Source organism: Enterobacter cloacae complex sp. 372C4, from assembly GCF_050030615.1.
GTDB lineage: Bacteria > Pseudomonadota > Gammaproteobacteria > Enterobacterales > Enterobacteriaceae > Enterobacter > Enterobacter intestinihominis.
In genome coordinates this window covers 4683864-4696278 of record NZ_JBLGUQ010000001.1, presented here as the reverse complement: position 1 = coordinate 4696278, position 12415 = coordinate 4683864, and the positions used below count along the sequence as shown (strand labels likewise).

The window sequence follows — 12415 nt, the reverse complement described above, 5'->3', positions numbered from 1 at the left end:
TAGCGTTCGCCGCAAACTGCGGGGCCTAAGCAAACGCTATCCAGGCGGTGTATTAAAGAGCGCGATGCAACGTCTGGAACAGGGTGACGTTGTCACCGAAACTCAGTCTGCGCCAGAATGGCCTGCTGTAGGGGGGAGGTGTTCATCCCGCGTGCTACAAAACCATGCAGCCAGTCCGGCGCTTGCTCAAGCACCTGACGGGCGGCGGATTCGGTGTCAAATTCAGCAAAGACACAGGCCCCTGTACCGGTCAGGCGCGACGGCGCGTATTCTAACAGCCAGGAAAGCACCGCATCAACCTCGCGAAAACGTTTTCTTGCGATATCCTCGCAATCGTTGCTGAATTCACAATTTAATAACGTTTTTATTGACCGTACCGGGGTATTTCTTTTCAGGTCAGGATCTTTAAAGATGACCGGGGTAGGAATGCTCACGCCAGGGTGAACGATCAGATACCATTTTTCCGGCGGATCGACCGGCGTGAGGATTTCGCCCACCCCTTCAGCAAACGCCGCGTGGCCGCGCACAAACACTGGTACATCGGCGCCCAGCGTCAACCCTAACGCTGCCAGCTCGTCCGTTGTCAGACCGCAGCCCCACAGATGGTTAAGCGCCACCAAAACGGTCGCAGCATTTGACGAACCGCCGCCAAGACCGCCGCCCATCGGCAGGCGTTTGTCGATACGGATATCCGCACCGCTTCCCGCTGGCAGACGATCCGACGACGACGCCGTTTTCATAAGCAGGCGGGCAGCGCGCACGATCAGGTTATCGTCATGCGCCACGCCGTCGACTGGCGTCAGCAGACAAATCTGCCCGTCCTGACGCGGTTCGATTGAGATCGTGTCGCCGTAGTCGACAAACTGAAACAGGGTTTGCAGGGTGTGATAGCCGTCAGCGCGCTGCCCGGTAATGTAGAGAAACAGGTTCAGTTTTGCGGGAGAGGGCCAGTGGGTCATCATTTAACGATCCAGTTATCCATTTTCAGCTTGATACGCTGGCTACCCTGCGTCAGCTCCATATTGGACGGCAGCGATGGTTGCGTCTTGCTGTCATACGCGCTGTACACCACTTTCCAGGTTTTACCGCCCTGGGTGTAGTTAACCTGGCTCAGACGGTATTGGTCATCAAGCGTATAGTCGGTGGCGTCACCCGGCAGGCCAAGGATCCACTGGCGCAGACTATTGAGCGGAATCGGCATCCCGGTCAGTTTGCCAATCATCTCTTCGGCGTCGGTCGCGGTGTAGTGCTGGCCTTTGTTATCGGTGATCTGCGCTTCGCCAGGCTTCGCGTTAAGCTCCAGCTCGGTGCTGCCCAGCGGGTTGAGCAGCAGCAGGCGATAGTTGTCCTGCCCCGTTTGCTGCCAGAAGAAGCGAGCATAAACTTTTTGTTCGTCAGAGAGATATGCAAATGCACCGCGGGTCTGGTACTGGCTTAATTTCAGCACATCCTGCTGGTGCTGACGCCACTGCGGTGAGTCGGGGCTTTTGCCCGGGCCTTTCGGCTGATGAACGGAACAGGCGGTCAGAACCAGGGCCGCCAGAGGCAGCAGGCGAATCATTCGGGTCATAATGATGACAAATCCTTGAGATACGTTGCAGTTATAACTGTTAATGCTAGCGTTGAAGGGTGCCACCGTCTACGTTCAAATTATCTCAAAGCGCGGCGTAAGCTATTACTCCGAAAGGGGGCAGTCTCTTTTATTGATCTCGCGCATCCTGTATGATGCGTCCTGCTAACCTTATTAACGCTGGTACTACTCCCGCTCAACATGACCCTATTAGCACTCGGTATTAACCACAAAACGGCCCCGGTTTCACTGCGAGAACGCGTTACGTTTTCGCCGGATACGCTCGACCTGGCGCTGGATAGCCTGCTTGCACAGCCGATGGTGCAGGGTGGCGTGGTGCTGTCGACGTGCAACCGTACCGAGCTCTATTTAAGCGTGGAAGAGCAGGACAACCTGCACGAGGCGCTGATCCGCTGGCTATGTGACTATCACAACCTCAACGAAGAAGAGCTGCGCAACAGCCTGTACTGGCATCAGGATAACGATGCGGTCAGCCATCTGATGCGTGTGGCCAGCGGTCTGGATTCGCTGGTGCTGGGCGAGCCGCAGATCCTCGGCCAGGTGAAAAAAGCCTTCGCGGATTCCCAGAAAGGGCATCTGAAAGCCAGCGAACTGGAGCGAATGTTCCAGAAGTCATTCTCCGTGGCGAAGCGTGTGCGAACCGAAACCGACATTGGCGCCAGTGCGGTTTCGGTTGCTTTCGCGGCCTGTACTCTTGCCCGTCAAATCTTTGAATCGCTGTCGACCGTCACCGTACTGCTGGTGGGGGCGGGCGAAACCATCGAGCTGGTGGCGCGCCATCTTCGCGAACACAAGGTGAAGAAGATGATCATCGCTAACCGCACCCGCGAACGTGCGCAGGTGCTGGCAGATGAAGTGGGCGCTGAGGTGATTGCGCTGAGCGACATCGATGAACGTCTGAAAGAGGCGGACATTATTATCAGTTCTACCGCCAGCCCGCTGCCGATTATCGGGAAAGGGATGGTCGAGCGTGCGCTGAAATCCCGCCGCAATCAGCCGATGCTGCTGGTGGATATCGCCGTTCCGCGTGATGTCGAACCGGAAGTGGGCAAACTGGCGAACGCCTACCTGTACAGCGTGGATGACCTGCAAAGCATCATTTCGCACAACCTTGCCCAGCGTAAGGCGGCGGCTGTGCAGGCGGAAACCATCGTTGAACAGGAAACCAGCGAATTTATGGCCTGGCTGCGCGCGCAAAGCGTCAGCGAGACCATCCGCGAATACCGCGGTCAGGCGGAGCAGGTGCGTGATGACCTGACGGCCAAAGCGTTAGCGGCCCTTGAACAGGGCGGCGACGCGCAGGCGATTATGCAGGATTTAGCCTGGAAACTGACCAACCGCCTGATCCATGCCCCAACCAAATCTCTTCAGCAGGCTGCCCGTGACGGGGACGATGAACGCCTGACTATTCTGCGCAACAGCCTCGGGCTGGAATAGCGCCCTATACCCATTTTCTAAGACAAGGTGCATTTACGCCTATGAAGCCTTCTATCGTCGCTAAACTGGAAGCTCTGCACGAGCGCCATGAAGAAGTCCAGGCGCTGCTCGGCGATGCCGGGACCATTGCCGACCAGGAACGTTTTCGCGCGCTGTCGCGTGAATACGCGCAGTTAAGTGATGTTTCAAAATGCTTTACCGACTGGCGACAGGTCCAGGAAGATATCGAAACCGCGCAGATGATGCTCGACGATCCTGAAATGCGCGAGATGGCCCAGGAAGAGTTGCAGCACGCTAAAGCACGGTCAGAAGAGATGGAGCAGCAGCTTCAGGTCCTTCTGCTGCCAAAAGATCCGGACGATGAGCGTAACGCTTTTGTGGAAGTCCGCGCCGGTACCGGCGGCGACGAAGCGGCGCTGTTCGCCGGAGATCTGTTCCGTATGTACAGCCGTTATGCGGAATCACGCCGCTGGCGCGTAGAGATCATGAGCGCCAACGAAGGCGAGCATGGCGGCTACAAAGAGGTTATCGCCAAAATCAGCGGCGACGGCGTTTATGGTCGGCTGAAGTTTGAATCCGGTGGTCACCGCGTGCAGCGTGTGCCTGCGACAGAATCTCAGGGACGCATTCACACCTCGGCCTGTACGGTGGCGGTCATGCCCGAGCTGCCGGAAGCGGAACTGCCGGATATCAACCCGGCGGATCTGCGCATCGACACCTTCCGCTCTTCAGGGGCGGGTGGTCAGCACGTTAACACCACCGACTCCGCTATCCGTATTACTCACCTGCCCACCGGGATTGTGGTTGAGTGTCAGGACGAGCGATCCCAGCACAAGAACAAAGCTAAGGCGTTATCCGTGCTGGGTGCCCGTATCCACGCGGCGGAAATGGCGAAACGCCAGCAGGCGGAAGCCTCTACCCGCCGTAACCTGCTGGGCAGCGGCGACCGTAGCGATCGTAACCGCACCTATAACTTCCCGCAGGGGCGCGTAACCGACCACCGCATCAACCTGACGCTCTACCGTCTGGATGAGGCAATGGAAGGCAAGCTCGATATGCTGATTGAGCCTATCGTGCAGGAATACCAGGCCGACCAGCTGGCGGCGCTGTCCGAGCAGGATTAATGGATTTTCAGCGCTGGTTACGTGAGGCGGCCCGTGAACTTTCAGAAAGTGAAAGCCCGAAGCGGGACGCCGAAATTCTGCTTGAGCATGTGACGGGTAAAGCCCGCACGTATCTGCTGGCTTTCGGCGAAACCGAACTGACTGCTGAACAGCTATCGCAGCTGGAGGCGCTGCTCGCCCGCCGTAAAACCGGCGAGCCGGTGGCGCATCTGGTTGGCGAGCGCGAGTTCTGGTCACTTCCGCTGTATGTTTCAGCGGCGACGCTGATCCCGCGCCCGGACACCGAGTGTCTGGTGGAGCAGGCGCTGGCGCGGTTACCGGCGCAGTCGTGTCAGATCCTCGATCTCGGTACCGGCACCGGTGCGATTGCGCTGGCGCTTGCCAGCGAGCGGCCGGACTGTATCGTGACGGCGGTAGACGTGATGCCTGATGCGGTCGCCCTCGCGCGGCGCAACGTTGAACGGCTGGGGTTGAACAATGTTTCCGTTCTGCGAAGCAGCTGGTTTGCCGCGCTTGAAAGCCGCACGTTCGAAATGATTGTCAGCAATCCGCCCTACATCGACGAAGACGATCCGCATCTCGCGCAGGGCGACGTGCGTTTTGAACCGTTGACCGCGCTGGTCGCTGCGAATCAGGGACTTGCGGATCTCGATCACATTGTGACAACGTCACGGCAACATTTGCTTCCCGGTGGCTGGCTGCTGGTGGAACATGGGTGGACGCAGGGAGAGGCGGTGCGAGCACTGTTTACGCGTGCCGGATACGCCGCCGTGGAAACCTGCCGGGATTACGGCGGCAATGAACGTCTGACGCTGGGGCAGTGGTCATGAGCCTGTTTACGCTGCTAATCTCCGTTCACCTGGTTTCCGTTGCCCTGACCATCGGCTTTTTCATTGTCCGCTACTGGTGGCGCTACAGCAATAATCCGCTGATTAACGCCCGCTGGGTACGTATCGCCCCACACGGTATCGACACAGTGCTGTTCCTTTCCGGAGCCGGGTTAATGTGGAAGACCGGCTATCTGCCATTTACTGATAAAGGCCTATGGCTGACTGAAAAGCTGTTTGGCGTTATCATCTACATCGTTTTGGGTTTTATCGCGCTTGGGCGTCATCGTCCGCGCAGCCAGCAGACAGGGTTTATCGCCTTTCTGCTGGGTCTGGTGGTGCTGTACATCATCATTAAACTCGCCACCACAAGAATACCGTTACTGGGGTAAGTCATGAGGTCCTTAGCCGATTTCGAATTTAACAAAGTGCCGCTATGCGATGGTATGATCCTGATTTCAGAGATGATCCGCGACGATTTCACATCACAGTACGTTTACGCTGAACTGGAAAATCTGGTCAGCCTGGCGCGCGAAGAGATCAATCAGGCACGTCCGCAAGACTGGCAATTAGAGAAGCTGATTGAGCTTTTCTACGGCGAATGGGGTTTCTGCGACACGCGAGGCGTGTATCGCCTGTCTGACGCACTGTGGCTGGACCAGGTGCTGAAAAATCGACAGGGTAGCGCCGTCGCGTTGGGCGCCATTTTACTGTGGGTTGCGCACCGACTGGATATTCCACTGGTGCCGGTCATTTTCCCCACGCAGATGATTTTGCGGGCGGAGTGGCTGGACGGTGAGATGTGGTTAATCAATCCGTTTAACGGCGACACGCTGGATGAGCATACGCTGGACGTCTGGCTGAAAGGCAACATCAGCCCGATAGCGGAGCTGTTCAATGAAGATCTCGATGAAGCCGATAACGCCGAAGTGATCCGCAAGCTGTTGGATACGCTGAAGTCTGCGCTGATGGAAGAGCGTCAGATGGAGCTGGCCCTGCGCGCAAGCGAAGTGCTGTTGCAGTTCAATCCGGAAGATCCGTACGAAATCCGCGACCGCGGCCTGATTTATGCGCAGCTCGACTGCGAGCACGTGGCGCTGAATGATTTGAATTACTTCGTCGAGCAATGTCCGGAAGATCCGATCAGCGAAATGATTCGCGCGCAGATCAACGCGATCGCGCATAAACACATTACACTGCATTAATCTTAATTCCGATTCACACCTGAATAAGGCGATCCTATGAAACAAAAAGTGGTTAGCATTGGTGATATCAACGTGGCAAACGACCTGCCGTTCGTGCTGTTTGGCGGTATGAACGTTCTGGAATCCCGCGATCTCGCTATGCGCATCTGCGAACACTACGTGACCGTGACCCAGAAGCTGGGCATCCCGTACGTGTTTAAAGCCTCTTTTGACAAAGCCAACCGCTCCTCCATTCACTCCTACCGTGGCCCGGGCCTGGAAGAGGGGATGAAGATTTTCCAGGAGCTGAAACAGACGTTTGGCGTGAAAGTGATCACCGACGTGCACGAAGCGTCTCAGGCACAGCCCGTGGCTGATGTGGTAGACGTGATTCAGCTTCCGGCGTTCCTGGCGCGCCAGACTGACCTGGTAGAAGCGATGGCGAAAACCGGTGCCGTGATTAACGTGAAAAAACCGCAGTTCGTGAGCCCTGGCCAGATGGGTAACATCGTCGATAAGTTTATCGAAGGTGGTAACGACCAGGTGATCCTGTGCGACCGTGGTTCAAACTTCGGTTATGACAACCTGGTTGTGGATATGCTGGGCTTCAGCGTAATGAAGAACGTCTCTAACCAGTCTCCGGTGATTTTCGACGTGACCCACTCCCTGCAATGTCGCGACCCGTTTGGCGCCGCGTCTGGCGGGCGTCGTGCGCAGGTGACCGAACTGGCGCGCGCCGGTATGGCAACCGGCCTGGCGGGTCTGTTCATTGAAGCGCACCCGGATCCGGTTAACGCGAAATGCGACGGTCCATCCGCGCTGCCGCTGGATAAGCTGGAGCCATTCCTGAAACAGATTAAAGCGATTGACGATCTGGTGAAGAGCTTCGACGAGCTGGATACCAGCAACTAATAAAAAACCCGCTTCGGCGGGTTTTTCTTTGCCCGGCGGCGCTACGCTTGCGCGGGCCTACGGGTTTCGTAGGCCGGGTAAGCGCAGCGCCACCCGGCAAAAAAATTACGCAAATATCGTCATCAGATACGCAATAAACAGCGCCATATGCGCCGCGCCGTTCAGCACATTGGTGCGACCGGTTGAGAAGGAAATCTGACACAGCAGCAATGAAGCTACCATCACAATCATCTCTGGGGCACCCAGCGCAAACTGCAATTCATTCCCCGTCATAAAGGCAATAAGCGTTACCACCGGAACGGTAAGGGAGATGGTCGCCAGAACGGAGCCAAAGAACAGATTCATCGCACGCTGCACCTGATTATTGAGCACCGCTTTCAGCGCTCCCAGGCCTTCTGGCGACAGGATCAACAGGGCTACCAGGAAACCGGTAAAGGCGACCGGCGCGTTCAGTTCAGTTAACAGCGCCTCCAGCGGGTTCGCATTCATCTTGGTGACCGCAATTACCGCAATCAGATGCACGATCAGCCAAACCGTGTGCCACGCGCTGCTGTGGGCCGACGGCTTACCGTGATGCGGGTCATCATCGTCGCCGTCGTCTTCATGCTCGTAAACAAACAGGCTCTGGTGCGTTTTGGTCTGGATCAGCAAGAACACGCCGTACATTGCCGCGGAAATCAGCGCCACCAGCAGCGCCTGGCCGGTGGTGAAGTTTGCGCCCGGCAATGCCATCGGGAATACCAGCACGATAATCGCCAGCGGGAATAGGGCGATCAGATACTGTTTAATGCCAAAAAGGTTCATGTACTGGGTGGCAAATTTGCGGCCACCTAATAAAAGCGAAAAACCGACCAGGCCGCCGGTAACAATCATAATGATGGAGTAGAGCGTATCGCGCATTAACGTTGGTGCGGCGTCGCCGGTGGCCATTAATGCGGAAATTAGACTGACCTCAAGAATCACAACCGAAAGGCTTAAAATTAATGACCCATACGGCTCTCCAAGACGGTGGGCTAAAACATCCGCATGGCGTACCACGCTAAATGCACTGGTTAAAATACCCACCAGAGCCAGAATATTGATCCCCACAACCACTGGCAATGACTGACTGCTTCCCCAGAAGAGCAGCACAGCCAGTGCCAGAACCGGGAAAATGAGAGAGGTCTCCTTGTGGCGGGTCTTTACCGCCTCGTGTGTTGCTGTCATGTGTTTCTCCAACAGTGCAGGTGCTTGTAATTATAGATAGATTTTGAGGGTGTTAAATTAACAGAAAACGGTTAAATACCCTGTATTTTTTACTTAATTTTACCCTTTAATGGGAATTTTCTTCCTGAAGCTTATAATACCTTATTTACACAAAATATTAATTTAATAACAACGCCTTGCGCTCTTAATTAGTTCATTTCTTGCCGTCGGCTGGCACCCTGGCGTATCGTCGTCCACACTTATCTTTTAGCCAAAAGAGAGGTTAACGATGCCATACAAATCGAAAAGCGAATTACCGGATAACGTGCAAAACGTACTGCCTGCCCACGCTCAGGATATCTACAAAGAAGCCTTTAACAGCGCCTGGGATCAGTACAAAGATAAAGAAGATCGCCGGGACGATGCCAGCCGTGAAGAGACGGCGCATAAAGTGGCCTGGGCCGCCGTAAAAAATGACTATGAGAAAGGGGATGATGACAAATGGCACAAAAAGAAATAGCTGCCGAATAATACGCTGCCTCCATTTTGACATTTCAGGCGGTTGAACTGCCGCTGTATTGCATCTGGCCCGCGAATTGCTTATCGTTGCTCAACTGCTGTTAAAATGAACAGCACAGAATGCCGGGAAGGCGCATTAAAGATGTCGCAAGGAAGCATGCAGTGGCGGAGGTGGAATGTGTTAACGCGTGATTTCTTGATGAAGGCAGATTGTAAGACGGCATTTGGTGCTATTGAGGAATCGCTTCTGTGGTCGGCTGAACAACGTGCGGCGTCGCTTGCGGCAACGCTGGCCTGCCGCCCGGATGATGGCCCGGTCTGGATTTTTGGTTACGGCTCTCTGATGTGGAACCCGGCGCTCGAGTTTGTTGAATCGGCAACCGGAACGCTGCCTGGCTGGCACCGCGCCTTCTGTTTGCGCCTGACCGCCGGACGCGGCAGCGCCTGTCAGCCTGGACGTATGCTTGCACTAAAAGAGGGCGGGCGCACCACGGGCGTGGCATACCGGCTGCCGGATACCACGCTGGAAGATGAGCTCACGCTGCTGTGGAAGCGCGAGATGATCACCGGCTGCTATATGCCCAGCTGGTGCAAGCTGGAACTGGACGACGGCCGCACCGTCAACGCGCTGGTGTTCATTATGGATCCGCGCCACCCGCTGTATGAAGCCGACACCCGAACCCAGGTGATTGCCCCGCTGATTGCCGCCGCCAGTGGACCGCTGGGCACTAACGCCCAGTACCTTTTCTCGCTCGATCAGGAGCTGACGCGTCTCGGTATGCAGGACGACTGTCTGAGTGAGCTGGTGGTGAAGGTTAAAGCGCTGCTGGAAGGGAACCCGCTCAGCAATACGCTGCGCCCGGGTTTTGCCTCATAATACGCCCGGCTGGCCGGGCGTTTATGGTTATGCTGCCACGTAACTTACGGAATGTTCGAGCGACTGGCTGTGGCTGTCGATCAGCACATCCCAGGTGCCGGTGTAAGGCACCGTCAGCCAGGCCTTATCATCCTGGACGGTAAGGATATCTGCCTGCGATTGCTTTTGCCCTTTTGTACTCATCAGATGGATGCGGCAACGTTCTGAGCAACGCACCACTACCGTATCCCCGCCAAACAGTTTCAGACTCGTTTTAACTCGTGCCATTTTTTATACCCCGTCGTTTTTGCCCATCCCGAGCGTGATGTTGTTCACAATTTACTCATTGCATAACACCAAAGGGGAAGGTGGGTGATGCTGATTTCGATCAAAAAATGGCGCAACGATTAAACAAAAATGACAAAATTTCTGAAACCTTTCAGCCGACGCGCGTTTTCCCTGCTTAACGCGCGTCCGGGAAAAATTATATGCGGAAATGGCCAGCGGTCTCAGCAAGGTCGCCCGCCTGGCTTTGCAGCGCGCTGGCCGCAGCAGCAGACTGTACAACGAGTTCAGCGTTCTGCTGCACCATGCGATCCAGGTGAGTCACCGCGTGGTTAATTTCATGGATGCCTTTCATCTGCTCGCGGGTGGCAATAGATATTTCACGCATAATGCCAGACACGCTCCCGACGCTGGCGCGGATCTCATCCATGCTGTCGCCCGCAAGGTGCACAAACCGGGAGCCGGTTGCAACGCTTTCGGTAGTGGAGTCAATAAGGGATTTTATCTCTTTCGCCGCCTGAGCGCTGCGGCTGGCCAGATTACGCACTTCCCCCGCAACGACCGCGAACCCACGGCCCTGCTCACCGGCACGAGCCGCTTCGACGGAGGCGTTAAGCGCCAGAATGTTGGTCTGGAAGGCGATGCCGTCAATCACGCTGGTGATATCGCCAATCTTTGCAGAAGCCACTTCGATGGACTGCATGGTGCTGATTGCCTGCGAGACAACTTCGCCGCCGCGCGCTGCGGCCGCAGAGGCCTTACTGGCCTGGTCGTTGGCCTCTTCGGCCGATTCATTCGACTGGGTGACGGAGGCGGTTATCTCTTCCACGGCGCTGGCGGTCTCACGCAGGCTGGACGCGGCCTGCTCGGTTCGTCCGGAGAGATCCTGATTGCCTGCCGCAATCTCCTGCGCGGCGTTTTTCACTGAGGCGCTGGCGTCGCGAAGCTGGACCATCACCACCGAGAGTTTATTGCTGAAGGCGTTGAACGCCTGCGCAATTTGCGCCACTTCGTCATCGCCGCTATCCGGCAGACGCTGGGACAGATCGTTGGTGCCGTTGGCAATGCTGTGCATCGCGTCGCGAATGTCGGACAGGCGCTTAAGCAGGCGGGCTATCAGGAGGTGGACAATGGCGCCGCTCAGAAGCGCCAGAATCACCAGCGAGATTGCCGACGCTTTCAGCAAGGAACGCATGCCGGAGGTAGCGTCGCTGCTGTCGAGGGCGACGACCAGCAGCCAGTTCGTGCCCGGCACGGCTGAGGCGATAAAGGTTTTTTCCTCATCATTGAGCGTCCCGTCGACCGGATTACCGCTCTTCAGCGCCGTAAGGTCGATGCCTTTGATCGTCCCGGTAAACGGCTTCAGCGTCAGGGTTGGCTCGTTGGCGGCAATAACCGTGCCGTCGCTGTTCAGGAGTAACCCGCTGCTGGCAGGCGTTGGGTGGATCCCGCGCACGTTCGCCACCACGCTATCCATGGCGACATCGCCCGCTACCACCGCTATCAGAGTACCATTCTCCTTCACCGGTACTGCAAACGTCACCACCAGCTTCCCGGTCCCGGCATCAACGTAGGGCGCGGTCACAACCGGGCCATCCGTGCTCACCACCTGCTGATACCAGGGACGAATGGTTGGGTCATAATCCGCCGGGACCCCCGCAGGATCGGAGAATTTCGCCGTCTTGCTGGCGTAGCCTGCGTAGACGTTGGTGAAGCCGCCTGCCTGGGCTAATTGCTTAAACACCGGAACCGGATCGTCAGCCAGCGCGATACTCTGCGCGGAGGCAATCACCGTCATTTTGCTTTTGACCCAGTCGGCAATCGCCATATTGTGGCTGGCGCTGGTGCTGGTCAGTATATCGCGCTGCGACTGCTGATTATCCTGGCGCGTGACCTGAAAGTTGATAATGGTATTAAGAAGAAGGGCGACGACCATACAGCCTGTCGTCGCCGCAATGATGCGGGCGCGAATGGATCTGAACATAAGTGTAATACCTGCTGTGTTGTTTCCATGCCTATCGGCAATGGCGCAGGTAAACTTGATGCTGAAACCGCGTCCATAAGAAAATAATATTTTTAGCGATTTATTATTAAAAAGTTAATACTTTATCAGCGGTAAGAGTCCATTCAGCCAGTTCAACCAGCGTGCCAATTTCCACGCCATCAATCAGGGGCAGCCCGGTAATGCCGCGACCGTCGGTACAGGTTTTGCACAGCTTGACCGGAACGTTTTGCGCGGTCAGGATCTCCAGCATGTGTTGTATGTTGTAGCCCTCAGCGGGTTTCTGCCCCTTCAGCGCGGCCGTGACGGCATCGGACATCAAAAAGAGGCGCAGCTCCAGCTCACTCTCCTTATCGCGCAGCGCGATTGCCAGGCGCAGACTGTTAAAAAGGGATTCACTGCCGTAGGCCGCACCGTTGGCGACGATCACAATCTTCTGCATGTTGACTCCTGTTCTTTGAAAAGGCACGAATATTGCTTCTCATACCGAAGA

Annotated in this window: 14 protein-coding genes; 8 read left to right on the top strand and 6 right to left on the bottom strand. The window is 56.1% G+C overall.

The genetic code is table 11. The annotated features are described in order from the left end of the window. Positions 1-92: 92 nt before the first annotated feature. Entirely contained in the window at positions 93-962 is an 870-nt protein-coding gene (gene ispE / locus ACQG11_RS22780) for a 4-(cytidine 5'-diphospho)-2-C-methyl-D-erythritol kinase (RefSeq protein ID WP_023300294.1), read from the bottom strand. Beyond that, the gene (gene lolB / locus ACQG11_RS22775; RefSeq protein ID WP_003856665.1) at positions 959-1570 is read right to left on the bottom strand and encodes a lipoprotein insertase outer membrane protein LolB; all 612 of its coding nucleotides are present in this window, start codon (positions 1568-1570) and stop codon (positions 959-961) included. Before lolB ends, ispE begins: the two co-directional genes overlap by 4 nt. Before the next feature lie 201 nt (positions 1571-1771). On the opposite strand from lolB, the gene hemA reads away from it, so the two are divergent. The 6 genes from hemA to kdsA are packed head-to-tail and all read left to right on the top strand — an operon-like array spanning position 1772 to position 7075. Further along, a complete protein-coding gene (gene hemA, locus ACQG11_RS22770; protein WP_003856666.1) occupies positions 1772-3028 on the top strand; it encodes a glutamyl-tRNA reductase in 1257 nt (418 codons plus the stop codon). A gap of 41 nt (positions 3029-3069) precedes the next feature. Further along, a complete protein-coding gene (gene prfA, locus ACQG11_RS22765; protein ID WP_023306432.1) occupies positions 3070-4152 on the top strand; it encodes a peptide chain release factor 1 in 1083 nt (360 codons plus the stop codon). Then, positions 4152-4982, top strand: a complete 831-nt coding sequence (gene prmC, locus ACQG11_RS22760; RefSeq protein WP_032624094.1) for a peptide chain release factor N(5)-glutamine methyltransferase — start codon at positions 4152-4154, stop codon at positions 4980-4982. The genes prfA and prmC overlap by 1 nt, the downstream gene beginning before the upstream one ends. Further along, the gene (gene sirB2, locus ACQG11_RS22755; RefSeq protein ID WP_022648377.1) at positions 4979-5371 is read left to right on the top strand and encodes an invasion regulator SirB2; all 393 of its coding nucleotides are present in this window, start codon (positions 4979-4981) and stop codon (positions 5369-5371) included. The genes prmC and sirB2 overlap by 4 nt, the downstream gene beginning before the upstream one ends. Positions 5372-5374: 3 nt before the next feature. After that, positions 5375-6184 (top strand): invasion regulator SirB1, encoded by an 810-nt coding sequence (gene sirB1, locus ACQG11_RS22750; RefSeq protein WP_022648376.1) that lies wholly within the window; start codon positions 5375-5377, stop codon positions 6182-6184. A gap of 36 nt (positions 6185-6220) precedes the next feature. Then, positions 6221-7075: a 3-deoxy-8-phosphooctulonate synthase gene (gene kdsA / locus ACQG11_RS22745; protein WP_022648375.1), complete on the top strand. Its 855-nt coding sequence runs from the start codon at positions 6221-6223 to the stop codon at positions 7073-7075. Between the two features lie 105 nt (positions 7076-7180). On the opposite strand, the gene chaA is transcribed toward kdsA, so the two are convergent. Further along, positions 7181-8281, bottom strand: coding sequence for a sodium-potassium/proton antiporter ChaA (chaA, locus tag ACQG11_RS22740; RefSeq protein WP_003856672.1), 1101 nt, complete (start codon positions 8279-8281; stop codon positions 7181-7183). 268 nt (positions 8282-8549) lie between these two features. Between chaA and chaB the strand changes: the two genes are divergently transcribed. Together chaB and ACQG11_RS22730 are read left to right on the top strand one after the other, a co-directional pair. Further along, a complete protein-coding gene (gene chaB, locus ACQG11_RS22735) occupies positions 8550-8780 on the top strand; it encodes a putative cation transport regulator ChaB (RefSeq protein WP_003856674.1) in 231 nt (76 codons plus the stop codon). Positions 8781-8957: 177 nt separating this feature from the next. Next, complete coding sequence (locus ACQG11_RS22730) at positions 8958-9656, top strand: gamma-glutamylcyclotransferase (protein ID WP_400174620.1); 699 nt, start codon at positions 8958-8960, stop codon at positions 9654-9656. Between the two features lie 27 nt (positions 9657-9683). On the opposite strand, the gene ACQG11_RS22725 is transcribed toward ACQG11_RS22730, so the two are convergent. The 3 genes from ACQG11_RS22725 to ACQG11_RS22715 all read right to left on the bottom strand — a co-directional run bounded on the left by ACQG11_RS22725 (position 9684) and on the right by ACQG11_RS22715 (position 12364). Next, entirely contained in the window at positions 9684-9923 is a 240-nt protein-coding gene (locus ACQG11_RS22725; RefSeq protein ID WP_015570352.1) for a hypothetical protein, read from the bottom strand. Between the two features lie 196 nt (positions 9924-10119). Continuing rightward, positions 10120-11904 (bottom strand): methyl-accepting chemotaxis protein, encoded by a 1785-nt coding sequence (locus ACQG11_RS22720; protein ID WP_063146350.1) that lies wholly within the window; start codon positions 11902-11904, stop codon positions 10120-10122. A 106-nt stretch (positions 11905-12010) separates the two neighbouring features. Beyond that, the gene (locus tag ACQG11_RS22715) at positions 12011-12364 is read right to left on the bottom strand and encodes a DsrE/DsrF/TusD sulfur relay family protein (protein WP_023300288.1); all 354 of its coding nucleotides are present in this window, start codon (positions 12362-12364) and stop codon (positions 12011-12013) included. Positions 12365-12415: the final 51 nt, after the last annotated feature.

Excerpts from the sequence above, each read along its gene's own strand:
- ACQG11_RS22725 (WP_015570352.1), bottom strand. The coding sequence starts at position 9,923 with ATGGCACGAGTTAAAACGAGTCTGAAACTGTTTGGCGGGGATACGGTA.
- ispE (WP_023300294.1), bottom strand. The coding sequence starts at position 962 with ATGATGACCCACTGGCCCTCTCCCGCAAAACTGAACCTGTTTCTCTAC.
- lolB (WP_003856665.1), bottom strand. The coding sequence starts at position 1,570 with ATGACCCGAATGATTCGCCTGCTGCCTCTGGCGGCCCTGGTTCTGACC.
- ACQG11_RS22720 (WP_063146350.1), bottom strand. The coding sequence starts at position 11,904 with ATGTTCAGATCCATTCGCGCCCGCATCATTGCGGCGACGACAGGCTGT.
- ACQG11_RS22715 (WP_023300288.1), bottom strand. The coding sequence starts at position 12,364 with ATGCAGAAGATTGTGATCGTCGCCAACGGTGCGGCCTACGGCAGTGAA.
- prfA (WP_023306432.1), top strand. The coding sequence starts at position 3,070 with ATGAAGCCTTCTATCGTCGCTAAACTGGAAGCTCTGCACGAGCGCCAT.
- sirB1 (WP_022648376.1), top strand. The coding sequence starts at position 5,375 with ATGAGGTCCTTAGCCGATTTCGAATTTAACAAAGTGCCGCTATGCGAT.
- kdsA (WP_022648375.1), top strand. The coding sequence starts at position 6,221 with ATGAAACAAAAAGTGGTTAGCATTGGTGATATCAACGTGGCAAACGAC.
- sirB2 (WP_022648377.1), top strand. The coding sequence starts at position 4,979 with ATGAGCCTGTTTACGCTGCTAATCTCCGTTCACCTGGTTTCCGTTGCC.
- chaB (WP_003856674.1), top strand. The coding sequence starts at position 8,550 with ATGCCATACAAATCGAAAAGCGAATTACCGGATAACGTGCAAAACGTA.
- chaA (WP_003856672.1), bottom strand. The coding sequence starts at position 8,281 with ATGACAGCAACACACGAGGCGGTAAAGACCCGCCACAAGGAGACCTCT.
- prmC (WP_032624094.1), top strand. The coding sequence starts at position 4,152 with ATGGATTTTCAGCGCTGGTTACGTGAGGCGGCCCGTGAACTTTCAGAA.
- hemA (WP_003856666.1), top strand. The coding sequence starts at position 1,772 with ATGACCCTATTAGCACTCGGTATTAACCACAAAACGGCCCCGGTTTCA.